This is a genomic window from Planktothrix tepida PCC 9214 (assembly GCF_900009145.1).
GTDB classification, from domain to species: domain Bacteria; phylum Cyanobacteriota; class Cyanobacteriia; order Cyanobacteriales; family Microcoleaceae; genus Planktothrix; species Planktothrix tepida.
In genome coordinates this window covers 278442-304353 of record NZ_LN889802.1, presented here as the reverse complement: position 1 = coordinate 304353, position 25912 = coordinate 278442, and the positions used below count along the sequence as shown (strand labels likewise).

General features: G+C 39.9%; 25 protein-coding genes. 10 read left to right on the top strand and 15 right to left on the bottom strand.

Going from position 1 to position 25912, the window contains the following annotated elements; all coding sequences use genetic code 11:
- Positions 1 to 91: 91 nt before the first annotated feature.
- The 4 genes from iscB to PL9214_RS15565 all read left to right on the top strand — a co-directional run bounded on the left by iscB (position 92) and on the right by PL9214_RS15565 (position 4282).
- The gene (gene iscB, locus PL9214_RS15580) at positions 92 to 1366 is read left to right on the top strand and encodes an RNA-guided endonuclease IscB (protein ID WP_072719692.1); all 1275 of its coding nucleotides are present in this window, start codon (positions 92 to 94) and stop codon (positions 1364 to 1366) included.
- Positions 1367 to 1438: 72 nt separating this feature from the next.
- On the top strand, positions 1439 to 2431 hold the full coding sequence (locus PL9214_RS15575) for a beta-ketoacyl-ACP synthase III (protein ID WP_072719691.1): 993 nt from the start codon (positions 1439 to 1441) through the stop codon (positions 2429 to 2431).
- A gap of 66 nt (positions 2432 to 2497) precedes the next feature.
- Entirely contained in the window at positions 2498 to 3358 is an 861-nt protein-coding gene (gene fabD / locus PL9214_RS15570) for an ACP S-malonyltransferase (protein WP_072719690.1), read from the top strand.
- A gap of 87 nt (positions 3359 to 3445) precedes the next feature.
- Positions 3446 to 4282 carry an alpha/beta fold hydrolase gene (locus PL9214_RS15565; protein WP_245824261.1) on the top strand — a complete coding sequence of 279 codons (837 nt, stop codon included), beginning with the start codon at positions 3446 to 3448 and terminating at the stop codon, positions 4280 to 4282.
- A gap of 89 nt (positions 4283 to 4371) precedes the next feature.
- On the opposite strand, the gene PL9214_RS15560 is transcribed toward PL9214_RS15565, so the two are convergent.
- From PL9214_RS15560 to PL9214_RS15535, 6 genes are all read right to left on the bottom strand, one after another.
- The gene (locus tag PL9214_RS15560) at positions 4372 to 5127 is read right to left on the bottom strand and encodes a metallophosphoesterase family protein (protein WP_072719689.1); all 756 of its coding nucleotides are present in this window, start codon (positions 5125 to 5127) and stop codon (positions 4372 to 4374) included.
- 46 nt (positions 5128 to 5173) lie between these two features.
- Entirely contained in the window at positions 5174 to 5917 is a 744-nt protein-coding gene (locus PL9214_RS15555; RefSeq protein WP_072719688.1) for a DUF1995 family protein, read from the bottom strand.
- Between the two features lie 34 nt (positions 5918 to 5951).
- Positions 5952 to 6524, bottom strand: a complete 573-nt coding sequence (locus tag PL9214_RS15550; RefSeq protein WP_072719687.1) for a hypothetical protein — start codon at positions 6522 to 6524, stop codon at positions 5952 to 5954.
- Positions 6524 to 7840 (bottom strand): TRM11 family methyltransferase, encoded by a 1317-nt coding sequence (locus tag PL9214_RS15545; RefSeq protein WP_072719686.1) that lies wholly within the window; start codon positions 7838 to 7840, stop codon positions 6524 to 6526. The genes PL9214_RS15550 and PL9214_RS15545 overlap by 1 nt, the downstream gene beginning before the upstream one ends.
- Before the next feature lie 30 nt (positions 7841 to 7870).
- Positions 7871 to 9049 carry a cysteine desulfurase family protein gene (locus PL9214_RS15540; RefSeq protein ID WP_072719685.1) on the bottom strand — a complete coding sequence of 393 codons (1179 nt, stop codon included), beginning with the start codon at positions 9047 to 9049 and terminating at the stop codon, positions 7871 to 7873.
- Positions 9050 to 9119: 70 nt separating this feature from the next.
- Positions 9120 to 9521: a DUF7682 family zinc-binding protein gene (locus PL9214_RS15535; RefSeq protein WP_072719684.1), complete on the bottom strand. Its 402-nt coding sequence runs from the start codon at positions 9519 to 9521 to the stop codon at positions 9120 to 9122.
- A 288-nt stretch (positions 9522 to 9809) separates the two neighbouring features.
- On the opposite strand from PL9214_RS15535, the gene PL9214_RS15530 reads away from it, so the two are divergent.
- Positions 9810 to 11480: a DUF655 domain-containing protein gene (locus tag PL9214_RS15530; RefSeq protein WP_072719683.1), complete on the top strand. Its 1671-nt coding sequence runs from the start codon at positions 9810 to 9812 to the stop codon at positions 11478 to 11480.
- Between the two features lie 72 nt (positions 11481 to 11552).
- Here PL9214_RS15530 and PL9214_RS15525 read toward each other — a convergent pair whose 3' ends face one another.
- The gene (locus PL9214_RS15525) at positions 11553 to 12257 is read right to left on the bottom strand and encodes a DUF1997 domain-containing protein (protein ID WP_072719682.1); all 705 of its coding nucleotides are present in this window, start codon (positions 12255 to 12257) and stop codon (positions 11553 to 11555) included.
- A 179-nt stretch (positions 12258 to 12436) separates the two neighbouring features.
- Between PL9214_RS15525 and PL9214_RS15520 the strand changes: the two genes are divergently transcribed.
- Positions 12437 to 12754 (top strand): Uma2 family endonuclease, encoded by a 318-nt coding sequence (locus PL9214_RS15520; protein ID WP_083580048.1) that lies wholly within the window; start codon positions 12437 to 12439, stop codon positions 12752 to 12754.
- A 44-nt stretch (positions 12755 to 12798) separates the two neighbouring features.
- Here the strand turns inward: PL9214_RS15520 and PL9214_RS15515 are convergent, their stop codons facing one another.
- The 3 genes from PL9214_RS15515 to PL9214_RS15505 form a co-directional block, all read right to left on the bottom strand.
- Complete coding sequence (locus PL9214_RS15515; protein WP_072719681.1) at positions 12799 to 13731, bottom strand: DMT family transporter; 933 nt, start codon at positions 13729 to 13731, stop codon at positions 12799 to 12801.
- Positions 13732 to 13845: 114 nt separating this feature from the next.
- Complete coding sequence (ligA, locus tag PL9214_RS15510; RefSeq protein ID WP_072719680.1) at positions 13846 to 15885, bottom strand: NAD-dependent DNA ligase LigA; 2040 nt, start codon at positions 15883 to 15885, stop codon at positions 13846 to 13848.
- A gap of 108 nt (positions 15886 to 15993) precedes the next feature.
- A complete protein-coding gene (locus tag PL9214_RS15505; RefSeq protein ID WP_072719679.1) occupies positions 15994 to 16956 on the bottom strand; it encodes an Npun_R2479 family HD domain-containing metalloprotein in 963 nt (320 codons plus the stop codon).
- Positions 16957 to 17311: 355 nt separating this feature from the next.
- Here PL9214_RS15505 and PL9214_RS15500 point away from each other — a divergent pair, with 355 nt between their 5' ends.
- From PL9214_RS15500 to yidD, 3 genes are all read left to right on the top strand, one after another.
- Positions 17312 to 18166 (top strand): calcium-binding protein, encoded by an 855-nt coding sequence (locus PL9214_RS15500; protein WP_083580047.1) that lies wholly within the window; start codon positions 17312 to 17314, stop codon positions 18164 to 18166.
- Positions 18167 to 18227: 61 nt separating this feature from the next.
- On the top strand, positions 18228 to 19121 hold the full coding sequence (gene truB / locus PL9214_RS15495) for a tRNA pseudouridine(55) synthase TruB (protein ID WP_072719678.1): 894 nt from the start codon (positions 18228 to 18230) through the stop codon (positions 19119 to 19121).
- 13 nt (positions 19122 to 19134) lie between these two features.
- Positions 19135 to 19359 carry a membrane protein insertion efficiency factor YidD gene (gene yidD, locus PL9214_RS15490; RefSeq protein ID WP_072719677.1) on the top strand — a complete coding sequence of 75 codons (225 nt, stop codon included), beginning with the start codon at positions 19135 to 19137 and terminating at the stop codon, positions 19357 to 19359.
- A 69-nt stretch (positions 19360 to 19428) separates the two neighbouring features.
- Here the strand turns inward: yidD and PL9214_RS15485 are convergent, their stop codons facing one another.
- Entirely contained in the window at positions 19429 to 20373 is a 945-nt protein-coding gene (locus PL9214_RS15485; RefSeq protein ID WP_072719676.1) for a calcium-binding protein, read from the bottom strand.
- Positions 20374 to 21275: 902 nt separating this feature from the next.
- On the opposite strand from PL9214_RS15485, the gene PL9214_RS15475 reads away from it, so the two are divergent.
- Positions 21276 to 22244, top strand: a complete 969-nt coding sequence (locus PL9214_RS15475) for a DUF1565 domain-containing protein (RefSeq protein WP_072719674.1) — start codon at positions 21276 to 21278, stop codon at positions 22242 to 22244.
- 266 nt (positions 22245 to 22510) lie between these two features.
- On the opposite strand, the gene PL9214_RS15470 is transcribed toward PL9214_RS15475, so the two are convergent.
- The 4 genes from PL9214_RS15470 to PL9214_RS15455 all read right to left on the bottom strand — a co-directional run bounded on the left by PL9214_RS15470 (position 22511) and on the right by PL9214_RS15455 (position 25812).
- Positions 22511 to 22786, bottom strand: coding sequence for a DUF3493 domain-containing protein (locus PL9214_RS15470; protein ID WP_139295066.1), 276 nt, complete (start codon positions 22784 to 22786; stop codon positions 22511 to 22513).
- A 30-nt stretch (positions 22787 to 22816) separates the two neighbouring features.
- Positions 22817 to 24049, bottom strand: coding sequence for a DUF445 domain-containing protein (locus PL9214_RS15465; protein ID WP_072719672.1), 1233 nt, complete (start codon positions 24047 to 24049; stop codon positions 22817 to 22819).
- A 99-nt stretch (positions 24050 to 24148) separates the two neighbouring features.
- Positions 24149 to 24856: a bifunctional demethylmenaquinone methyltransferase/2-methoxy-6-polyprenyl-1,4-benzoquinol methylase UbiE gene (gene ubiE, locus PL9214_RS15460; protein WP_072719671.1), complete on the bottom strand. Its 708-nt coding sequence runs from the start codon at positions 24854 to 24856 to the stop codon at positions 24149 to 24151.
- A 14-nt stretch (positions 24857 to 24870) separates the two neighbouring features.
- Complete coding sequence (locus tag PL9214_RS15455; protein ID WP_072719670.1) at positions 24871 to 25812, bottom strand: response regulator; 942 nt, start codon at positions 25810 to 25812, stop codon at positions 24871 to 24873.
- Between the last annotated feature and the right edge of the window lie 100 nt (positions 25813 to 25912).

Sequence of the window (25912 nt, the reverse complement as noted above, 5' to 3'; positions counted from 1 at the left end):
AATTAGCCATTTGGGAGGCAGGTGTATTGAGAAAGTACCAACCTACAACATTGCCGAAGCTAACATTACACAACAGTGGAGAGACACAACAATGTCTAATCTCGTTTTCGTCCTTGATACCAATAAAAAACCACTAACACCATGCAAGCCGTCAATGGCTCATAAGTTGTTAACGGCGGGTAAAGCTGCGGTATTTAGAAGGTATCCATTTACGATTATTCTCAAAAAGGTGGTAATCGCAACTCCGCAATTAATTATTCTCAAATTAGACCCAGGTTCTCAAACTACGGGGATAGCTTTAGTTCAAGATGAGCAAGTTATTTTTGGTGCTGAATTAACCCATCGAGGTCAAACAATAAAAGCGTCTTTGGAGTCCCGTCGTTTATTGCGTCGCTCTCGAAGAAACCGCCATACTCGCTATCGTCAGGCTCGATTTTTAAATCGCACCCGACAAGAGGGTTGGTTAGCACCCTGCTTACAGCATCGAGTAGAAACAACCCTAACTTGGGTGAATAAATTGCTCCGACTCGCACCCATCGGTTCCATTGTTCAAGAGTTAGTAAGATTTGACTTACAACAACTGGATAATCCTGAAATCTCAGGCATTGAATATCAACAAGGGGAATTAAAGGGCTATGAAATTCGGGAATATTTACTGAATAAATGGCAGAGAAAATGTGCTTACTGTGGTATTGAAAATGTGCGTTTACAAATAGAGCATATTCATCCCAAATCTCAGGGTGGAAGTAATCGAATTTCTAACCTATGCCTAGCCTGTGAAAAATGCAATACCCAGAAAGGAACTCAAAGCATTGAGTTATTTCTTACCCATAAACCTGACATTTTAAAGAAGATTTTATCTCAAGCTAAACATCCTCTCAAAGATGCTACAGCCGTTAATTCAACTCGATGGGCATTGTTTAATCGTCTTAAAGAAACAGGCTTACCTATTTCTACGGGTAGTGGTGGTTTAACAAAATTCAATCGAACCCGGTTAAATTTACCAAAAACTCATTGGCTAGATGCAGCCTGTGTTGGAGAAGTTAATTCTTTGCAGGTATTGACTTCTCAACCCTTGTTAATTAAGGCGACAGGACACGGTTCTAGGCAGATGTGTCGCACGGACAAGTTTGGATTCCCATCTCGATATGTTCCCAGGTTGAAATTCGTCAAAGGGTTTCAAACTGGAGATATTGTGAAAGCAATTGTTTCCTCTGGCCATAAAGTGGGAACTTATATTGGTCGTGTGGCAGTTCGTACAACAGGTAGTTTCAATATTTCCTTAAAGAAAACACTTGTACAAGGTATTAGTCACAAATATTGTTCACTTATTCACAGAAAAGATGGTTATTTGTATGCAACATAGCCCCTGCCCCCCTTTTCCTCCCAATACCAAGCTGATTACAGCTATGGTGTGGGTCTCCAAGGGGGAAGACAGATGACAATAACAGGCATTGCAATTACGGGCTGCGGATCTGCTACTCCCTCGGTTTTACTGGATAATCACGGACTGTCTCAACGGGTCGAAACGTCCGATGAATGGATTGCTTCTCGCACGGGAATTCAGCATCGGCGATTAGCTGATCCCAATACTGGGTTAAGTACATTAGCAACATCGGCGGCTCAAGAGGCGATCGCCATGGCGAACCTTGACCCAGCCGCCATTGATTTAATTATCTTAGCGACATCAACGGCTGATGATTTGTTTGGGAGTGCCAGTTTAATTCAAGCTCAATTGGGTGCAACTAAAGCGGTCGCCTTTGATATGACCGCCGCTTGTTCGGGGTTTGTGTTTGGGTTAGTTACCGCCGCCCAATTTATTCGCACAGGGGTCTATCAAACTGTTCTTGTCATTGGTGCTGATGTTCTATCCCGTTGGGTTGATTGGTCAGATCGCAGAACCTGTATTTTATTCGGTGATGGGGCGGGAGCCGTGATTTTACAGGCTGATGAACAGGAGCATTTATTGGGATTTGAAATTAGAAGTGATGGCCGACAAAATCAATCTTTAAATTTATCCTATCAACCCCAACCGCAAGAAATATTACCGGGAATTACGATTGGTCAAGGAACCTATCATCCCATTACGATGAATGGTCAAGAAATCTATCGATTTGCGGTGAAAAAAGTTCCAGAAGTTATCGAAAAAGCATTATTTAGAGCGAATTTAACCGTTGATCAAATCGATTGGTTAATTCTACACCAAGCGAATCAACGTATCTTAGATGCTGTCGCAGAACGGTTAAATATTCCCTCAGAAAAAGTCATTAGTAATTTAGCAAAATATGGTAATACTTCGGCAGCTTCTATTCCTTTAGCTTTAGATGAAGCTGTTCGAGAGGGAAAAATTAAACTCGGCGATCGCATTGTTACATCTGGTTTTGGAGCCGGATTAACCTGGGGGGCTGCCGTGTTTGAATGGGGAAGATAATCAGTTATCAGTTATCAGTTATCAGTTATCAGTTATCAGTTAAGAGTCAACCGTTAATTATTGAAAATGACAAAAACAGCATGGATTTTTCCGGGTCAGGGTTCGCAAAAAATTGGCATGGGAGCAGGTTTATTTGAACAATCTGACCTTAAAACGAAATTAGAATTAGCTGAAAATATTTTGGGGTGGTCTATTTCTGAAATTTGTAGTGATCCAGAAGATAAAATTTCTAAAACTTTGTATACCCAACCCTGCTTATATGTGGTTGAAACTTTACTGGTGGATCGCTTAAAACAGGAAGGTCAATCTCCTGATTATGTGGCGGGTCATAGTTTAGGAGAATATGTAGCTTTATATGCTGCTGGTGTCTTTGATTTTGAAACAGGTTTAACGTTAGTTAAACGTCGGGCTGAATTAATGGATAGTGCCGATGGGGGTCAAATGGCGGCGTTAATTGGGTTTAACTCAGAACAGTTACAAGAACAAATTCAAAAAACAGACAATGTTGTTCTAGCTAATGATAATAGTGCAGCACAAGTTGTGATTTCAGGAACCCCAGAAGCCGTCGATCAAGTGTTAGCAAATATTAAAGTCAAACGAGCCGTTAAATTAAACGTTTCCGGTGCATTTCACTCTCCTTTAATGGCGGAAGCAGCTACAGAATTTCAACGAATTTTAGATGAAATTCCCTTTAACAACGCACAAGTTCCCGTCTTATCCAATGTTGACCCTACCCCCACAACGGATGCAAGTTTGTTAAAACAACGCCTAACTCAACAAATGACGGGTTCTGTCCGGTGGCGAGAAATTTGTTTACAATTATCAGAATTAGAGGTGCAACAAGTGGTGGAAATTGGCCCCGGAAACGTTCTAACGGGTTTAATGAAGCGGACTTTTCCTGAAATTGTGTTGCAAAATATAAGTTAATGGTTGACTTTTGACAGTTGACTGAAACCTAATAACATACTGTTAGCGGGCGGGGAAAACCCGCTCCACACCCCTGACACCTAAATTATGACTGTTTCTTCCTTAACACCATCCAGAGTCGCTGAAAACACCCTGCATTTTTTTCGACCAACTTCCCCTAAACCCGATTTACCGTTATTTTTGTTTTTACCGGGAATGGATGGGACAGGGAAACTATTCAGTGTTCAAATTCCCCGGTTGATGGATGCGTTTGAAATTCGGTGTTTAACCATTCCTAAAACTGATCAATCTGACTGGGAAACTTTAGCTTCAAAAACCATTGATTTAATTGATGCAGAGCGTAAAGCTAATCCTAAACGTGAGATTTATTTATGTGGAGAATCCTTTGGGGGGTGTTTAGCTTTATTAGTTGCTATTGTAGCTCCTCAATGGTTCAGCCGTTTAATTTTAGTTAATCCCGCTTCATCCTTTAAACAACGACCTTGGTTAAGATGGGGTTCCTATTTAACTCAATGGCTTCCTGATTGGTTTTATCCGAGTTCGGTGATGGGTTTACTGCCATTTTTAGCTTCTTTAGGACGCATTGAAACATCGGAACGTCAAGCCTTATTAACAGCTATGAATTCATTACCTCAACAAATTTCAGCTTGGCGATTAGAATTATTGCAAGCGTTTAAACCGAATGAAGCCCATCTTCGAGAAATTGATATTCCTGTTTTAGTCATTGCGAGTGGTGCTGATCGATTATTACCTTCTGTTTTAGAAGCCCAATATTTAACTAAAACCTTACCGAATTCTCAAATGGTGGTTTTACCCGATAGTGGTCATGCTTGTTTATTAGAAAATGATGTTGATTTATATGCGATTATTCAGGCTTATTCTGTATCTGAAGACAGCGATCGCATCGTTCAATATCAGAGGTAATGGGGATCACGGATTTAAGAGGATTTCACGGATTTTAATCTATCTTAAACTGATAACTGATAACTGATAACTGATAACTGATAACTGATTTAAGGTCTAACATAACTTAATCGCGCCAACAAAGAAGGCGGTTTTAAATGGGTAACAATCCGATTTAAGGGTAAAATCCGAATTTGATTATTATGCAGAACATTCACCTGATACACTTTTTTATTCGTAATATCCAATCCCGTTAACCAGCCACTTCTGGCATGATAAACCCCCGTATCAATTCCTAACCATCCTTGGCCTTGAACTAAATTACCGGGTTCAATGCCATCAAAGGTAAACGTAATGGTATGACCGATAATAATTAATTTATTGGCAAAATAGGGTTTAGGGATATTGTGAAATTCTCGCCGTATCCAACAAAATTCCGCTTCATCTTGTTCTTTAATGGACATTTTGGGATGAACACCCGCATGAACCAGCCAAACATCTCCTAAATCGACATATAAAGGTAAAGAAGCCATCCAGTGCACATGATCCCTAGGAATAATTCCTAAATCTTGATAACTGGTAATTGTCGTCATACCGCCACTATACAACCATGCTTGCCAAGCTTGAGGATTTTTTCCGTCCTCCGGCAAAGCATTTAACATCAATTGTTCATGGTTGCCCCTTAAACAATGATACGGGCTATTTTTGACGAATTCGACCACCTGGGCACTTTTGGGGCCACGATCAATTAAATCCCCCAAAAAATACACTTGATCATTTGCACCCGGAGCAATACGCTCTAAAAGGGTCATTAGCCCGTCATAATGCCCATGTACGTCACCAATAACAATGCGTCGAGTCAACATTTTTGATTCACTTGCACACGTTAGAGGGTGTTCGTAGGAACAGGACTCATCGGCTTAAGGCGCGAATAAAATTCTGAAGTCCAGACAAAACACCTTTTTTGGGCCGTTGGACAGGTTGTGCCACTGACTCATCACTTTCTTGAGTCACCTGTGCCAGAATTAGATCCAGTTCATCGCCGACGGGTTTTGTCGGCTGCTCAGTGATCAACTGGTACTGCCCATCAATTTCTAACCAAACTTCCCACATTGAAGGATAACAACGTCTGAGCGCAGCACCTTCTAAGGCTTTGAGGTAATAGCAAGACTCAATAGTCTTGATAAACCGTTCGCGTAACTGACGAGCAGCATATCCTATTCCTATAATAGCAAGATCTTCAAGCTTTGGATTCAGTAAAATTACGGGGCGATCTCCGGCTAATTGGTACAATTTTTCCACCTGCGCCACTTCCACCGCAGAGGGAGAGACGACTAAAAACTGTTGATCTTCTGGCTCTAATCGGGTTTCAACCGGAGAACGGGAGGTTCCTAAATCTGTCACCCGAAAAGAAGTTTCTCCCCAGTCCCGACGAGCTAAGGCTGCGGCACCGGTATCGGGGAACAATACCACTAATTGATGATTCGGTTCTTCTATCGCCGGAATAAATTCTTGAGCGATAGATTGAGCTTGTAGTTCAATTTCAGGGAACACTAATTCAACTTGAATTAATTTATAATCATCGGCTAATGCCGCTTTTGTTGCTTGTTTAGCTTGTTCAATTGCTTCTTCTAAACTGTTAGGTAGTTGAGACATAGGTGGGATAGGATTATTAATGGCTTTGATTAAGTTACTGTTGTTGATTAATTGATCTTGAGTATAACCCTCTTCGGGCTTTTAACCAAGCTTGTAAATCAAAATTTGTGATTTCAGATAAATAGTCAAAGGCATCTTGTCCCGATAGCACCCTCCACCCCCCTACAATACAAGCATTGATAGCTTGAGGTAAACTATCAGTTCGCAAAATCAGTAAAACAGGTTTGTACCCCCTATTCGTTAATCGTTCAGCGTATTGCTTAAACTTCTTTAACGTTCCTGAATCTCCTGATCCAATTCTATATTTTGCATCGATAGCATCGGTTCCAATGACTAAATCACATAATTCATCTTTTCCATCTCGAATGGCAGGAGAAAAGTCTATACAACTTTGTCTACCAACTTCAATAATAAGACGTTCCCAACATTTGCCTAATTCTCTTCCCCAATACTGTTTATTGAGATCTTTGATTTCTTGTGTCAAACCAAAAACCAGCATTAAATCATCTTCTTCCAAGGATTCTTCTATAAATTTTTTTGCATTGAATGATACACTATACTGCTGTAAAATGGATTCAAGATGCCGATCATCAATGGAATTAGACATTAATTTATTTTCTCCAGCACAATAATAGTATCATGTTTAATAGTTCCAGCCCAATTAACGTTTCTGGGTAGATTCAAACGTCGATTTTTTAAAAGAAGGTTGAAATTGAATATTTTCTTAAAGCCTAAGTCACAAGCAATTTCTGACAAAAGAGATGCTACAGGAATTTCCACGCCACAAATATTGCTAACATCGCCTACAGAAAAACAGTAATACCCACCTTTTTTTAATACCTGTAAACTCTGTAAAAAATGTAACTTCATATCCATAAAATATTTATAAACAACTCTGGATCTAAGTTGATTTTGACCCGAAGTTGCTTGATATTTTTTACCAAAATAGATATTTTCGATCAACTGATCTAAATGCAAATAACCCGTTTTTCCTAATTCTTTACACTCCTGCTTGGGAATTCGTTCAGTTCCGATTTCTTGAGAGTATAAATTTAAACGTTCCTGGTTACTATTTACCAATCCTAACCAATGCAGTTCAAACTTAGAAGCCCAAACATAATCAATCGCATTAATATAGGGTGGAGAAGTAATAATTGCATCAACTGTTAAGGGTTCTGGCAGTTGTCGAGCATCTTGAGAAGATAGTTGTTGAATTTGAGCCGTAAAGTTTTTTAAGAAAGGGTTCCATTCCCCAAAAGCTTCAATAGATTGTTTAACATAGTGTTGAAAATATTGAAATACATCTGAACGGGAACGAATAGGGATTTTCTCAATATGGGAACGTCGGGCTGCCAAAATCATACCATCATTCATATTTGAAGTCTTTCTAACGGTTGAGCTAAATGCTAACCAAAGTAAAGGTTGAAGGCTATAGTCAGCTAATAGAATCTGTTCTCTTAAAAGTTCTAATCCTTCTTGTACAGGCTGCTGAAACCAAAAATCTTTATTGGAAAAATTGATGGTTGCGGGTGCAAACTTTTGGGTAGATACTTTTTCGATAATTTGGGTTGTTGCTTCTAAAATCTCCTGGGTTGAAAATACAGTGGTTTTAACTTGGCAAATTAAACGACTGAGAGGGTGATAGTCTAACCAGTAGGCTGAAATATTTTGTTGAATGGCTTCTAATAAAGTTGTACCGGAGCCACAAAATGGGTCAAGAATTGTACAAGCAGGAACAGCGTATTTTTTGAGAAACCAACGAGGAATCTCTGGGATAAATTTTGCAGGTTGGAATCCTAAAGAATAGACTTTTAGAGGGGGAACTCTTTCAACAGTTATAAACTTTCCAGACTCCAGATTATCAGGAATTTGCTCTGCAATCTGTGAATAGGAATGCAACTGTTGTTCAAATGTGTTGAGCATACTCTTTAGAATTCTATCAACCTGATTAAGTTAAACACTCATGGCTAACAACTGATTGGGAATCAAGCGTTCTAAGACTTGTTTCAGAACCATTGCTGTCCAATCAATATCTGCTTCGGTGGTATCCCGTCCCAAGGTAAACCGAATTCCCCCTAAAGCCACAGTTTCGTCATATCCCATCGCTAATAAAATCGGACTGGGACTGAGTTTACCACTGCTACAAGCCGAACCTGCACTAATGCCAATTCCGGCTAAATTCAGTTGACGAACCAGGGTTTTTCCGGTTAGGGTGGCGGGGTCAATGTGTTTTGGGGGAATAACAGAGAAACTGACATGATGGGGTAAACGATTTAAGCGATCGCCTGTGGGTAATAAATAGGGTACATCAGCCAATAAGTCAAATAAGCGATCGCGCAACCGAATTAACCGAGGGGTTTCCGTGGCCATTTCCTGGGCGGCTAATTCGCAGGCTAACCCAAATCCCGCAAGGGTGGGAACCCCCTGCGTCCCTGAACGCAATTGAAATTCCTGTCCGCCTCCGGCTAACAACGGCGTTAACGTTACCGTATCCCGAACATATAACGCCCCGGCTCCTTGGGGGCCATATAATTTATGACTGGATAGGGATAATAAATCAACGGGTAACTGCTGCACATCCAGGGGTAAACGTCCGGCTACCTGTACCGCGTCGGTATGGAATAAAATCCCCTGGGAATGGGCTATTTTACCTAAGATTTCAATCGGTTGCAGTGTTCCTACTTCACTTTGACCATAAATAACCGACACTAACACCGTATTCGGTTGAATGGCCGCTTGTAAGTCCAAGGGGTGAATCCGTCCGCGACAGTCTACGGGTAATCGGGTGACTTGCCATCCCCATTGTTCCAGCATTCGCACCGGTTCCGCAATAGCCGAATGTTCCACCGTAGAAATAATCAAATGTTGGGGTTGAGCATATTGACGGGCTACCCCTAAAATCGCCAAATTGTCCGCTTCAGTTCCCCCGGAAGTAAAAATAATCGATTCCGGTGGAGCATTAATCAGATGAGCCACTTGTATTCGAGATCGTTCTAAAACCGTTGCGGCTCTTTGACCCCACTCATGAAGACTCGAAGGATTTCCCCACTGTTGAGCCATCACCCTTTGCATCAGGGTCATCACTTCAGCATGGGGAGGAGTGGTTGCACTATAGTCGAGATAAATTTGCATGGATGTTTCTCAATCAAAAGTTAAGTTTTGTTATCAAGGAAAAAAATAAACGGGTTAGGATTTTAGCGATTTAATCTCCCGGTTTACAAACGTTGTAATCTTCATGGGAAAGAACTTTTTGGGGAACGAGGAAAGTACCACTATCTTGACAAAGCATCCGATAATTCCGCGTTACGGGAATACTGATAATAAACCGATTATGGCGAAGTCGCTTCCCCCCAAAGTCTCGATAACTTTTCTGGTCATTTAAGCCAGCAATAATGGCCCTGGCTTTAATCACGACATAATCTGGTAAGCCTCTCAGGTCAATAATATCCTGAGCAAAGGAGGCTTCCCATTCTAGTTTTTTAGTTCGTTTGTCCTCAATAGCCTGATGTTGGGAATCCTGTGTCACTTCTTGTTGATTACAACGATGACAAAGTTTCCCATATCCTTTATGGCCACAGGGAAATGTCCTCTTTCGTTTTGGCATAATACAGCAGTGAGGGTTATTACCCGCGCCGATAAGCCCTGAGCGAGTGCTTACAGCGACAGACCGTTAAAAAGTGAAACATCCTTTTAACTCGGTAGCTTGGCAGAAATTAAGTTAATCTCCCCCCTATTAATAGATTACCTGAATCAGGAGGCAGGAGTAAGTCAACCGTTACCCGTTAGCAACTCCTAGTTCCCTCATCCCTTCAGGGAACTGTGTTCCATCCCTTGTTTGTCGCTCCTGTTGCTGCCAAACTGTTAATAGAATCCATTTAATGGTTGCTGATCGGTGAATAAATTGCGTCAAATTTCACTGCGGTTAGGGTTAATACTATTATGGGCTGGGGGTCTGGGTGCTTGTGTGAAAACATCCTCCCAGTCTGTATTAAAACCTCGTTTAGATTCTTTAGAACAAGATGCTTTAATTCAAGTTTATTTTAATCATTCTGAAGCTTCTGTTTATCCAGAACCCTATCGTCAATCTTTGCGGTTTGGGGATAATTTAGAACAAGTTATTATTGATACAATTCATCAAGGAACATCAACAATTGATATCGCGGTTCAAGAATTTCGTTTACCGAATATTGCTCAAGCGTTAGTGGAACGTCACCAAGCTGGGGTGAAGATACGAGTTATTGTAGAAAATACTTATCGCCGTCCTTGGAGTCAATTTACAGCCACCGAAATTCAGCAGTTACCTGAACGAGAGCAGGAGCGATATCAGGAGTTTATCTTACTAGCAGATGTTAATCAGGATGGAAAAGTTGGCCCAGAGGAAAGTCAGCAACGAGACGCTTTAATGTTATTAGAAAACGCTGGAATTCCGATGATTGACGATACGGAAGATGGCTCCAAAGGGACAGGGTTAATGCACCATAAATTTATGGTCGTTGATGGAAAGAATGTTATCATTACGTCTGCTAACTGGACAACCAGTGATGTTCATGGAGATTTTAAAACCTTAGAAAGTCAAGGAAATGCCAATAATTTATTAAAAATTGAAAGTTCCAAATTAGCCCAATTAATGACTCAAGAGTTTAATTTAATGTGGGGGGATGGGGTTGGGAAAAAAAAGGATAGTTTATTTGGAATTAATAAACCTTTTCGAGGTCATCAAACAATTTTAGTCGGGAATACTCCTGTAACCGTTCAATTTTCTCCGACTTCTCAAAAACAACCTTGGCAAAACAGTACCAATGGTTTAATTCAACAAGAATTACAGAAAACTCAACAATCCTTTGATTTTGCTTTGTTTGTATTTTCAGATCAAAAAATTGTCAATACCTTAGAAAAAAAACATCAAAATCAGGTCTTAATTCAAGGCTTAATTGATCCGAGCTTTGCCTATCGTTCCTATAGTGAAGGGTTGGATATGATGGGAATTTCCTTAGTTAATCAATGCCGTTATGAAGCGGAAAATAAGCCTTGGAAACAACCCATTTCAACGGTAGGAAGTCCGAATTTACCTCCGAGCGATCGCTTACATCATAAATTTGGAATTATTGATCATAAAATTGTGATTACAGGTTCCCATAATTGGACAGAAGCCGCCAATACTCAAAATGATGAAACTTTGATAATTATTAATAATACAACAGTTGCTACTCATTTTAAGCGAGAATTTGAACGATTATATCAAAATTCAGCTTTAGGGATTCCCACTTGGCTATTAACAAAAGTCGAAAAAGATTTAAAAGCCTGTGGGGATTCTATTGTTACAACATCTAATTCTTATCAATCTGTAAAACCTTTAAATTCAGGGTCTTCAGATATTAAAATTAATCTCAATACAGCAACCCAAGCGGAATTAGAAACCTTACCCGGAGTCGGTGCAAAATTAGCTCAAAATATTATAGCGGCTCGACAGAAAAAACCCTTTACTTCCCTCGAAGATTTAGATCAGGTGTCCGGCGTTGGGCCAAAATTATTAGAAAAAATCCGCGATCGCATTACTTGGTAAACTAACTTAGAAACTAGGTTGATCAATGACCCAGGTGAAAAACCTAGTTTCTTCTATCTTTTAAATCAATTCTTAACGCTGTTGTTTGGGGAAGGGAATTCCCAACGTGCTGTGGAAATCTTGTTGAGTTTTGGCGCTGAGACGACGGGAAACTTGTTTAACAATATTTTTTAATAAGGTATCCCCAGTTTTTTGAATTAACGATTGAGATTTGGAACGAATAAACTTAGGAAATTGTACCCCGACTGCTAAATCTAAGTGCCATTTTGCTCCGGTAATTTGGGTAGGACATTCACTTAATTTAATGCCGCGTTCAGCGCAAAATTCTGCTGGGGGTAATTCCACTAAAGTCATGGTAGATTGAAAATCGACCTCATAACCGGGAGCCGTATAATTGGGTATGGGAACTGTCCGAATCCGATAAACCCCCTCAGCATCCGGTGGGACTAATTCTAACCCAATTCGCGCTTCCACCAGATAGCCAAAAGCTCCAAATCTGCCAATCAGTAAATCATAAGCGTTATTTCCTAACGGTTCTGTTTTCATCGGTAACGCACACCGACAAAACCAGCCACTATGCTGACCTAAATATTCCGCCACCGTATCCATATCGGCGAACATTTCCATACAGTCTTCAAACTGGCTATGAAACCACATTAACTCCTGAGAATCCAGCACGGTCTGGGTTTCGTCTTCAGGGTTTGGGAGAGCAGTAGAATCATCAATCAAATTATATGATGCTCTTGATGCTTGAAGTTCAGCCATATTATACTGCATGATCCATTCTCCTACAAGCGTTTCTTCCTATTTCCAGGATGCCTTGTGTTATCTCAAACCGCTACAATAAATATACGGGTGCGAGACTTTCCTGTCAAAGTCTAGGTTGGAATTTTCGACAATACCCAAACTGAACCCTTGTATTTAGAAGCGATCGCAATTCTACAAAACAGTTTAGGATCACAACAATTGTTCCTAATATTGTTATTTTTGAATGGCAAAATATACCTTTAGATGAACAAGGAGAAATTGCCAATGATGCGACTATCGCCCCAGATTGGACAATTGAAATCTTATCCCCAGAACAACAGTCAACCCGTGTGATTAATAATATTTTATTTTGTTTAAAACATCAAACGCAATTAGGTTGGTTAATTGATCCGCAGGAACGATTAATATTAGTCTTTAAACCGAAGCAAGAACTGGAAGTATTTGAAGGAGAACAAATTTTACCGATTTTAGATAGCTTAAAAGGTTATCAATTATCCGTTAATTAATTATTCAGTTGGTTAACCTTTAAACTCTGAAACTCTCAATAGAATTACGCACCCCAAGTTTTTCTTCCTAATGCAATCATCATCGAACCTAATACAACTAAAATTGCTCCTATAATTGCTAAACTTGTTAAATGTTCGGGTTCGATTAATAGGGGAAATAATAGGGCAACCAGATCAACAGCAATTAATGTTATAATCGGGGCTAAGGCTAAAACGGCACTCACTCTGGATGCTTCCCAATGTTCTAAAGATTCGGCAAAAGCGCCGTAAGCAATTAATGTATTGAGTCCGCAAAACAGTAAAATTAAGAGTTGAAAAGGGGTGAGAGTAAAAATAGCTGTTGGTGTCGCAATGGGTAAATATAAAATGGTGCAGCTTCCATAAATAAACCACATAATATGAGTAGAGGGAAGTTGTTGTAATAATTGTTTTTGAGCTAAGGCATAAATTGCCCATGAGATTGCTGCAACTCCAATTATAAAACTTCCCCATAAATATTGATCAGAAGCCGTAACTAAAATTCGTAATTGTTCATTAAAAAATAAACTAAAACCTAATGTCAGAACTCCTAAACCTAACCCTTGTAATCGTGTATAACGTTCTTTAAAAAAAACAATCGCCCCTAACCCCATTAAAACAGGAGACAGTTGAATTAAAACTTCTGCATTTGTAGGGGAAGTCAAAGCTAACCCTTGTAAAAATAGTACATAGTTAGCAGCTAAAAATATTGTAGCAATTGCTAATAATCCCCAAGGCATTAAACGCCACTTTTGGATATCAGGAAGTTGTTGACGAGTTGCTAAATATCCTCCTAACAGGATAAAAGCAATTAAAAATCGAAACCAAGTAACGGTATAAACATCTAAAGCTTGTAAAATAATGGCTAATCCTAATGGTAAAATTCCCCATAAAAATGTTGTTAATAGCGCTAACCCTAATCCTAACCGCCAACGCCCTGATGTTGAATGAATTGACATTTTAAAAATTTAAATAAGCTCATATTAATTATACAATAAAATCGATTGTATTGATCTGTCTTAGGATTGATTATTCTCATGATTTAATTGCTGCTTAAGCACAGTTACTGAACTCTACAGTAAGGTTAATAATTCTTCTTCGGATAACAGGGTAATTCCTAAATCTTGGGCTTTTTTGAGTTTAGATCCGGCTTCTTCTCCTACCACAACATAATCAGTTTTTTTACTCACCGATTCCGTTACTTTTCCGCCCGCATTTTGAATTAATTTTTTAGCTTCATCTCGTTTTAAAGTGGGTAAAGTTCCTGTGATTACAAAAGTTTTACCTGCTAAATATTGAGATCTATTAATTATATTATAATTTATTTTTTCAGAATTAGCAAGCTGTAATTCTGCGAGTTTTAATCGTTCAATTAAGTCTTGATTTGCGGGAAGATTAAACCATTGATAAACTGAATAGGCAATTTCTGGCCCAATTCCATAAACCCCTTCAATGTCCGTGGCAGATGCTTGGGTTAACTGTTCAACACTTTTAAATTTTTGAGTAATTAATTCCGCGTTGACACTGCCAACGTGACGAATGCCTAACCCATATAATACCCGCGACCAAGGTTGAGTTTTAGAGGTAGCGATCGCATTCATAATTTTAGTGGCTGATTTTTCCCCCATGCGGTCTAAAACCATTAATTTTTCAACGGTTAAATCATATAAATCAGCTACAGAATTAACTAATTTTTTACTGACTAATTGTTGTACTAATTTATCCCCAATGCCATTAATATCTAAGGCATCTCTGGAACACCAATGAATCAAAGATCCTTGTAAAATTGCCGGACAAGACTCATTAATACATCGCGTCACTGCTTCTCCCACAGGTTGTACAACGGGTTGGCCGCATTCGGGACAATGGGTGGGCATTTCAAACCGTTTAGCGTCCTTGGGGCGTAATTCTAATAAGACTCTCAGCACTTCGGGAATAATTTCCCCGGCTTTCCGTACAATTACAGTGTCACCGAGATGCAAATCTAACTCAGTAATGCGATCGCGATTATGTAATGTTGCTCGTTGAACCGTAGTTCCTGCGAGTAAAATGGGGTTAAGTTCTGCAACCGGGGTTAACGCCCCAGTTCTCCCCACTTGTACTGTGACAGATTTTACTTGCGTTGGGGCTTCTTCGGCGGGATATTTATAAGCGATCGCCCACCGGGGGAATTTTTGAGTAAATCCTAATTTTTTCTGTAAAGACAAAGGATTAATTTTAATTACAACCCCATCAGTCATATAAGGTAAATTATGCCGTTCTTGATCCCAATATTCACAATATTTTATCACTTCTTCTAAATTAGAACAGACTTGACGATTTGGATTAACTTTAAATCCCATTGTTTGCAATAATTCTAAATTATCCCATTGGGTTTGGAAATCAGTAATTTCTAAATTATCTTGTTGGGGAATTTGTAAAGTATAAGCAAAAAAATCAAGCTTCCGTTGAGCTACAATTTTAGAATCTAATTGTCTTAAAGTTCCACCAGCAGCATTTCTCGGATTAGCAAATAACGCCTCTCCTGCTTGTTTTCGTTCTTGATTAATTTGTTCAAATACAGTTAAGGATAAAAAAGCTTCTCCTCGTACTTCAACTAAAGCAGGTGGATTTTCTCCTTCTAATTTTAAGGGGATGGAACGAATTGTTTTAACATTTTGAGTAATTTCTTCCCCGGTTATTCCATCTCCTCGCGTTGCGCCTCGAACTAATATTCCGTTTTCATAAGTTAATGCTAAGGCTGAACCATCTATTTTTAATTCACAAACATAAGTCGGTAATTTGGAGGAATTTGTGGCTATTTTTTGTCCTCGATCTTGCCAAGTTTTTAACTCGTTAAAATTAAAGGCATTTTCTAAACTATATAAAGGAATATTATGTTGAACAGATTGAAATTGGGTAGCAGGTCTTTCTCCAACTCGTTGGGTCGGACTATCTAAGGTAATTAATTCAGGATATTTTTGTTCTAAATCTTGCAGTTCTCGATATAATTGATCATAAATAGAATCCTCCATTGTTGGAGCATCCAAGACATAATATTCATAACTAGCTTTTTGCAATAATTTTCTTAATTCTTCAACTCGTTGTTGCATTTTTTGGGTAGCTTCTGTCATGGTTAAGACCTCAAATCTTTTACAGTTATAGAGATAAAAAGGAAAGTTAATTGATCAACCTCCCTTTCTCAATTTTGAATTTCCCTTTTTTCAAACCATCCTAAGTCTCTATAAATTTAACTCCGTTAATTCACTAAAGACTAACGGTTTTTGCTCATTGAGAACACCGTCTTTATTTTGATCTGTTCGACTTCCGCCATTCGTTTCCGTGGGAAATTGATTAATTCCTTGTAAAATTCGAGATTCATTTTCCACTTGAAAGACATTAGCATAGAGATTTGCTACAACTTGCTTTCCTTCTTGGGTGAGTTCTAAATATTTGAGAGCCGCCGGAATATAAGGAAATACGCCATTCCAGTAAAACTTAGCGTAATTTCGGCGTAAATCTCCAGGGGTTTTATACCCTAAAACTTTGTTCGTTCCCACTTCTTCAAATTCATAAAATAAGGAACTAATTTTTTTCAAATAGCGCGGATCACTGAGTTGACCAATCAAATCAGCGGCTCTTGCTAGTCCTGAATAATTATGTCGATCTTGGTGGGTTTCATCGGCGGGAACCGGAAAACGAGTTAATTCAATATTGCGTTTAATTTGTTCCGCATCGATTAAATTATGACCGCCAAATCGTTCATCAATGACTAATTTTCCGCGATCAACATGATAAGGTGTTAAACTAGCTGACGTGGCTCCAACAGAAATCGAAACAATTCCATCTCCAATTCCAGTTGCATATAAACCAATTGATTCTTGATCCTGACGACAAACGCCTTTGACATAACCAATATCATGACACAGCAAGGAAATAATAAAATGCAACCAATCTTGAGGTGTAACACCGCCTTCTCGGATATGTTTTCCGCGTAAAATTTCTTGTCCTACTAACGTCACTAACATAGTATGCTCGACGTTATGATAAAGAGCATCACAATTGGCAATATTTTCTAAAGCCATTGTTCCAGCCCAAGCAATAATCTCAGGGTAGTCTGGTTTAAACCCTCCATAAGTACGACGATATCCGGCTTGTAATTGTTGAACAAAGGCATCAATTAGAATGGCTGTGGCATTAAACATAATAATCCGTTGGATAAAGAATTAGAGATGTCAATCCGGGTACAAAAGAGTGCAAGGTTTGGGCTTGTGATTGGCAATCCCGCATTTTTGCAGTAAATTTATTTAGAGTCTCAAGGTTGATCCTATTATATTCGACTTATCCCTTATCTTGCTATCAGTGAGTTTACGGAATTATGGCAATTGACAGTTGTTGAATTTTGCAGTCTCGAAGGTTCGGAATGAGGAGAACAAATAGGCTGGATTTTAATATAATTGAGTAATGCACAGGCAAAAATCTGAAAAACTAACCGTTTGGTTGTCGTTAGGCTACTTCAGAGTTGGTAAAATTTAAGACAAACTTAATGCTTAACTGATTATGACATCCGCATTTGATCCTAACTTAATTTTCCTATTATACGACCAAACCCTTCCTGGGGACACCTTAACCAATGATACAACCGGGGGTAATAATGGAAATGATACCGTGACCGGAAATGATACCGTGACCGGAAATCAAATTCCCCAGGTGAGTGATACCTTGGGAGCTAGTCTAGCTGGAACTGCTGCTGCTGATATTATTCGAGGCAATATAGGGGATGATAGTTTGTATGGTCGGGGGGGAGGGGATACCATTTTTGGTGATGACGGAGAGGATTTGATTGAGGGTGAAACGGGAAATGATTATATTAATGGGAATCAAAGTCGGGATTCTATTTTAGGGAATGAAGGAAATGATACCTTGTTTGGAGGAAAAGGTAGTGATACCTTATATGGAGGGAATGGACAAGATTTTTTATCAGGAAATAATGATAATGACCTCTTGATAGCGGGTAGTGATTCGATCGGAACTGATGATAATAATAACACCCTATATGGCGGAGCCGGTGATGATTGTATCTTGGGGGGAAATAGAGATGATTTGTTATCGGGAGATCGAGGTCAAGATATTTTAGTCGGCGGTGAAGGACAAGATGGATTTTTGATTTCTGTTAATTCTGGTAGTGCTAATTCAGCTTTCGTTGATGTGATTTTCGATTATAATGATAATAACGACTTCTTTTTTCTGCCGTCAGACTTAACCTATAGTCAATTAGTCATTGAAACGGGAAGTGTTAATGACATTAACGGTGTATTGATTCGCACGGATAATGTTAATAATCCCACTTATTTAGCATTCCTTCCCGGTTTTACAGGAAATTTAACATCTGGAGATTTTAAATCTCTCTCTTAGCTAAAATTTGAGAAAATAATAGGATAAAATAACGATTTCATAGAGAGTATTCAATACCATAATGTACGGGTTTCTCAACCTTAATAAATCTGCGGGTTTAACCTCCCATGACTGTGTGGCGCGAGTGCGTCGAATCTTACGATTAAAACGAGTCGGACACGCCGGAACCCTCGACCCAGCAGCAACAGGAGTGTTACCCCTTGCTCTGGGAAAAGCCACTCGTTTATTACAATTTCTCCCGCCTCAAAAAGCCTATCAAGCTAGAATTCGATTTGGTGTCACCACCACAACCGATGACTTGGAAGGAGAAATATTAACGAGTCAACCTGTACCCCATTTACAACTCCAACAAATTCAAGAAATTCTTCCTCAATTTAAGGGTAAAATTCAACAGATTCCTCCGCTTTATAGTGCCATTCATGTTCAAGGAAAACGATTATATGATTTAGCGAGAAAAGGAGAAAATATTGAAGTTCCAAGTCGGACAGTTGAAATTTTTGATCTCAAAATTTTAAATTGGTATCCGGGAGAATTTCCTGAGTTAGAAATTGTGATCGCCTGTGGTTCAGGAACTTATATTCGCTCTATTGCTAGAGATTTAGGAGCGATACTGAATTGCGGTGGAACCTTAGCTCATCTTATCCGAACAGAAAGCAGTGGTTTCTCTTTAGAAAATAGTTTAACTTTAGAAACCCTAGAAACCCAAGTTCAACAACAAACATTTTTTCCCCTATCTCCGACCTTAGCTTTAAATCATTTAACAATTATTACACTCACCGATGAATCTGCAAAACGTTGGTGTCAAGGACAATCAATTGCTGTAGATTCTGAAACCTTAAAACCTCAACCCGTGAGTGTTTATGATTTAGACAATCAACTTTTAGGAATTGGAAAATTTATCGAAACTTCCGATCAAGTTCTCCTCGCTCCTCAAGTTGTTCTCGCTGAAAATTAACAAATTTAATGATATGAAAATTCTATTAATTACCTTAATTCGAGGCTACAGATTCTTAATTTCCCCCCTGTTTCCTCCCGTTTGTCGCTTTCACCCCACTTGTTCCCAATATGCCATTGAAGCCATCGAACGCTTTGGAATAATTCAAGGCAGTTGGTTAGCAGTGCAACGCATTCTACGCTGTCATCCCTATCATCCAGGGGGATATGATCCTGTCCCTCCTAAGCCGGAAGATTAAGCCATTACTGCCCATAAAAAATGGGGTAGACTAGCTACCCCCTAGAACTAAATTATAGCAAGTTCAGACTTAGAATAGTTCAAAGTCGCTGGCTGTTAGAGTAGGTTTATTGACAAATGTAGCTACTTCTTGAGCAGCACCACCCGTGACGAAGTATAACTTGCCACTTTGGGAGTCATAAATCAGTCCAGTCGTAGTACCGACGTTAGCAGTATTGAAGTTAGCAATCACTTGGAATTCACCAGCTTCTACACTGACACCTAGAGATGCGAACTCAGTAGTAGATAAGGCAATCTTGTCAGTTCCTGATGTGAAATCAACTACTACGTCAGCATCCGCACTACCAACTTGGGTGAAGGCAAATGTGTCACTTCCGGCATTACCCGATAGGTTATCATTGCCTTTGTCTCCAGTAATGAAATCATTACCGTCTCCACCCGCAATAATATCGTCTCCTTTGCCACCAAAGATGGTGTCGTTTCCGACTCCACCATAAAGGCTGTCATCGCCTTGTTGACCCCAGATGGTGTCATCGCCATCGCCACCATCAATAAGGTCATTTCCTCCGGGTAGCTCTGGGGCACCATCACCCGCAAGCTGGTCATTACCAACGCCACCGTACACCTTATCATCTCCTAGATCACCAAAGATGTTATCATTTCCATCTCCACCGTACAGCAGGTCATTGTCAGCACCCCCGGCAATCACATCATTTCCACCTAAACCATAGATGGTGTCAAGTCCCTCGTTACCGTACAGTTGATCGTTGCCACTGCTGGTACTGCTGCCACTGCTACCTACAATCGAATCATTGCCACCCAAACCTTGAATGATAATAGGGTTTGCTGCACCAGCTACGAGAGGGCCACCTTGAGCGTTACCCTTAATCAGGACGGTATTAGCGGTTCCTGTTATGTTGTTTTCTCCAGCTGTTGCCGCAACTAGAGTAACTAACCCGTTAGAGCCAGTCTGTACTTCCACTGTTGATGGATTGGTTCCTGCTATCTGAGACATTCAAGTCCTCCTCACGTGAGCTTAATGTTGTTAGGATTTTGATTTTTCTGGGATTCTACAATAGGAACTTCGCTACTGGTAGTCTTAGAGATGATTAAACTTTAACTGACCAGTGATTCCAGTTTGGTAATGAACACCAGGTTTAGTTTATCCTAAAAGGAATAAACAATCCAGTGTATTCTAACTGAAAAAAGGACATCGCTGGCAGTTGTGCAACCTGCATCTCTGTCAATACAAAAAACAGTTGAGCATCACCTAGGGGAAACCCTGATCGTAAAGCTAAACTTTCTTCAGTAATGAATAAAAAAATATCGTATCAGCTTAACAGAAGTGTCAAGAAAATAGCAAGCGATTGAGAAACTTTTGTTTAAGGGCTAAATGGACAGAAAAGAACGATTCGATGATCTCACCTCTTTTGTTTCATTGCTTTTAGGGGACAAACCCCTCATAAATTAATGATCGCTTGATGTGAAAACTATCCCTGTACTGCCCAAGCGTGAAACGCCAGTTCTCAATGCTGATGATCCCTGACATCGCTTCGTTTAAAACTCTCTTCTTGACAACAACCCTAAACTACCGCCGAAACGAACGCAAGATAAAGTCTAGCCTCATTGACTTATCCCACGGCTGAGATGTTCCCAGAGAATTATCTTTAATCTTAGAAAAAACAAAATCCATTGATCTGAATCGGCTAAAATGCTTGGAGTTAAAAGAATCAAGCGCGATTCATCCCAAAGGTCGATTGTTCTAATCAAATCTGGGACAGGAACCCCCTGGAGGAAAATCCGCTCTTGATCAGGACAACCCATCAATACCATATGTGCAATCAACCTAACCCGATACAACGATTGACTTTATCCATTCCCTCTAGGCTTTACAAAAGCAGGGGTTGGGTGACGACAATGGTGGGGCTCGGACTAATAGCGAGTTTAGAAACTCCAGTTTTGGCCAATCTCCAGAGGATTCCACCCTATCCCCGTTCAATTTCCCAAAATTTGGCCCAAGGTTCCGTGATTTATGTTGATTCTAGCAGTGGAATTGATAGCGGTGCTTCCACAGGAAGTCAAGCTGGCCCCTATCGTTCGATTAGCTATGCTGTCCAAAAAGCCCAACCGGGTACGGTGATTCAAGTTAACCCCGGAACCTATAGCCAAGAAACCGGAGAGAGTTTTCCCATCGTTCTCCCAGAGGGAATCACATTACAAGGAGATGTGTCTACCAATGGCCAAAATACTGTTATTATGGGCGGCGGTAATTTTGTTAGTCCTACTTTTGCTCGACAAAATGCCACCATTAGAACGGAAGGAAACAGTCAAATTTTAGGGTTAACTTTAACGAATCCGAATACTCGTGGAACGGCTTTATGGATAGAATCTTCTAATCCTACGGTGAGTAACTGTACGTTTATTAATAGCAAGCGAGATGGGGTTTTTATTAGTGCCGAAGGCAACCCTAAAGTGACCAGTAATATCTTTACTCAAAATGCTGGAAATGGAATTTCGATTGCTCGTTCAGGACGGGGAGAAATTCGCAATAATATTTTCCAAAATACAGGGTTTGGCATCTCGATTAATGACGAAGCAACCCCTGCCATTACGGAAAATAAAATTATTGAAAATCGGGATGGAATTGTGATTTCTCACCAAGCCAAACCCATCCTCCGCAATAATTTAATTGAAAATAATGAACGAGATGGAGTTGTTGCGATCTCCCAAGCTCAACCTGATTTAGGAACAGCCACCAGTCCCGGTCAAAATATTATTCGGAGTAATGGTCGCTATGATGTGTATAATGCGACACGCGGTTACACCCTTACGGTGGTGGGGAATGAAATCGATCAATCCAAAATCTCCGGCGCAGTGGAATTTTAAAACAAGAAAGCCAGCTTCCGTACCTTGGAAGCTGACCTCTAGGTTTTTATGAATGGATTTTCCTATGGTTAGGGTCTTTATAAAAGCTGACCCCATTTGAAGCATTAAAGTGGATTTATCTTTTAGGGTCTTTATAAAACTGACCCCATTTGATTCACTAAACTTAATCTTCTCAGGGATTATGACGAAACCTTAATTTCGTAATATTTTCTTTATTTTCTTTTGATTGCGTCTTGTTTTGGTTGATTGAGAAATGTGTCGTTATGTTACTTTGGGCCAGATATCCGGCGATTGGCCCGTTGTTCCCAACGAAACAACCCCACCATCAGAGCTACCACTCCCACTTGTAAGGCTAAGTTCGGTAACGCAGATTCAATATTCCGCCCCGCTAATAGTTGGGCCAAGAACACAAACGCACCAATTAAACCGGAAGCCCCAAAACCAACATAAATAAACTGTCGCAAACCCCGATAGGGAGCCTTTGCTTCTGCTTTCAGACGCGCATAGATTTCAGGACTGAGTTTTGATTTAGGAGTTGTCATATTCATTCACAAAATTAGAAAAGATAAACGCTATCGTAATATTAACAAAAGCGTCTGCAATAGCCCCACAATAATGCCTAAAATTCCCCCTAAATTAACAATCGCCTGTAATTCACTTTTAACGATACCGTTAATAGCAGCTTCCAAATTTTCCGGGGAAGTTCCGTTAACTCGATCAATAATCACCTGTTCAATATTGAGAATGGGAATCACTTGAGTCATAATTTTTTCTAAATCCTGTTCTAAATATCGTTCCAGAAGTAAGGCTAATTCTTGACTCACTAACTCTAAAGATGTATTCATCACAGGAGAGGTTTGTAATCGTTTTAAAATCAACGTTGAAAGATGATCCCAATCAATGGATTGGCTTAACCCTTGCATGACATCAATTCCTTGTTCCTGAATATAAACTTTAACGGCATCTCGTAGGGTTTTTCGCAGTTGTTTAACGGTAGAAACAGGTAAATTTTGCAAGGTAATATTCTGTAACCATTCTTGCAGCCTTATTCCTAATCCTAACGATTTAATTAATTCCGCTAGTCGTCGATTTGTTTCTTCTTTTTCATCTAAACAAAAAGTTCGCAGCCGAGTTAAACTATTGCGTAATCCTAATAAATTGGCAACAACCCAATAAGTTCCACTGCTTTGTTCGCGGAATCCCTCATCAATAATTGAAATATTGCGATCTGTGAGAAAATCAATTAAAGCTTGTCGCAAGACTTCTGGAGGTAACACAACCTCTAAAATCCATTCTGATAACTGTTCTGATTGTTTATCACTAAGTTGAAATTCTAATAACACTTGATCAAAAATTTGATTGATTTGAGGAGCCAAAAAATCATCTCTCCGGGCTAAAACTCTTAAAATTCTAGGTAAAGACTCCCCAATAAAATCATGTAAAATTCCTGATAAAATCTTAGCAGTTTTTTGCTCTGTATCAGATTTAACTTGATCTAATGCCAATCTTAAAAACCAATTAATAGCCGCTTGCATTCGTTCGGTTTCCAGCAACCGACGCGCTAAATTTTGTAACTCCTCTGGAGTCAATAATGACCCCATAATAGTATCAGAAATCCGTTTTGCTAAACGGTCTTGATTTCGAGGAATCAAACCCGGAGTAAACGGAACCCTTCGACCATAAACCTGTAGGGGTCGGTACGGACGAAATAACATTTTAATCGCTAAATCATTGGTAAAATAACCAATAATTCCCCCCACAATTGGGGGCGTAATTAAAACCCACAGATCAGAAAAATTAGCCATTCTTATCGCAAAAAACTATGAGTGAGCCTTCACCCTAGCTAACCGCTATCAGTTTTTTTACCCATCCAATCAAGGGAACAGAGCAGCTTTGCTAATTGCTTAATGGGGTTTAGTTATCACTAATACTCCCATCATACCGCTTGCAATCGGGTAATGTGTGGCTTGAGAAAATCCGGCTTCCTGGGCTAATATTACTTGTTCATTGCCCATGGGAAATTTATCTAAACTAGGGTTAATATAAGCGTATTCTTCTTTAAAACCTAATCGTTCTGCGGCGGGAACAACAATTTGATCCAAATACCATTGTTGAAAGGTACGCAGTAGGGAACTCGAAGGACGATGAAAATCCAAAATCGCCGCCGTTGATCCAGGCTTAAGGACTCGATACAGTTCTTGGAGACTGCGAGGAATATCGGGAACATTCCGCAAACCATACCCCATAGTGGCACAGTCAAAGGTATTATCGGCAAAGGGCAAAGCTAAGACATCCGCTTCTACCCAAGCGATCGCAGCCGATGGAATGGTAAAGGGTTGAGGTCGATATTTAGCAATTTCTAATTGACAATTAGAAAAATCCACTCCAAATACCTGTCCCGTTTCTCCCACTTGTTGGGCTAATAATAGGGCTAAATCTCCACTTCCACAACATAAATCTAGGGCTGTATCTCCTAATTTTGAACCACTCCAGCCCACTGCCATTTTTTTCCAAATCCGATGTTGTCCCAAACTTAACCCGTCATTTAACTGATCATAGACCGGTGCGATGCGATTAAAGATGTCTTGAACGCGGTTGTGTTCGTTGATCATTTTAAGTTTGGGGATTAATGGTCAAGGCTGATAACAGCCAAGGCGATTTGTTGGGCAACTAAATAAATGGTGGTTAAATCATCGGGACTCATCTGACAAGGATGCTTCCACTGTATTGATAATAGAGCAATTTGACGATCTCGATAGCGAATGGGAGCATTAATATGGGCTTGAATTCCTGAACTTTGGTAGTGAGGGAGAGTTGCTAAGGTGGCATCAGCCGTAATATTAATAGAAGCCTGTACACTTCGCGTTGTTAGGGCTTCTTGGACGATAGGATCACGGTCTAACCAGTTTTCCCCAACACCCGCACCACTATAATGACCTACTGTCGGAGCCAGTTGATTGTCTTGAATGGATTGTAAAATGCAAACATCCGCTTGGAACTGTTTGGCTACCGCTTCAGCAATAGTTGTCAATAGACTTTCTTGATTAGTAGCGACTTGTGCGACTTCCATAATCGTTGCTAACAGTTGGGTTTGAGCCTGAGCACGATTAAGTTCTGCGGTGCGTTGGTTCAGTAACTCATAGGTTTCTGCGGCGCGTTCGACAACGGCTTTGAGTTCATTGGGATCCCAAGGCTTAGTAATGTATTTGTAGACCTGGCCAGAATTAATTGCATCTACCAAGTCCTCAATATCGGTAAACCCGGTTAGAATAATTCGCACAGTATTAGGGAACTGAGGCACTGTTTTGCTGAGAAACTCCGTCCCTTTCATTTCGGGCATTCGTTGGTCGGAGATAATCACCGCCACTTCCCCTTCATCTTCCAAAATTTCGAGTGCTCGAACGCCACTTTCAGCCTTAAATACATTAAAATTCCGTCGAAATGTACGGTAGAGCAGATCTAAATTATCTGGCTCATCGTCAACTACCAACATCTTGGGCTTTTTGGGTCGCTGATGGTTCATGAGTTGGCGCTTAACACTTTCTAGTTGGGGAATTTCAACTTCCATCTATACCTCCGCGGTTGGTACTCCTGCGGTATCCACCGGAAACTGCAATCAAAAAATTAATGGCAAACAGGAAACCCCGCTTCAGACTGGGAGCAGGCAG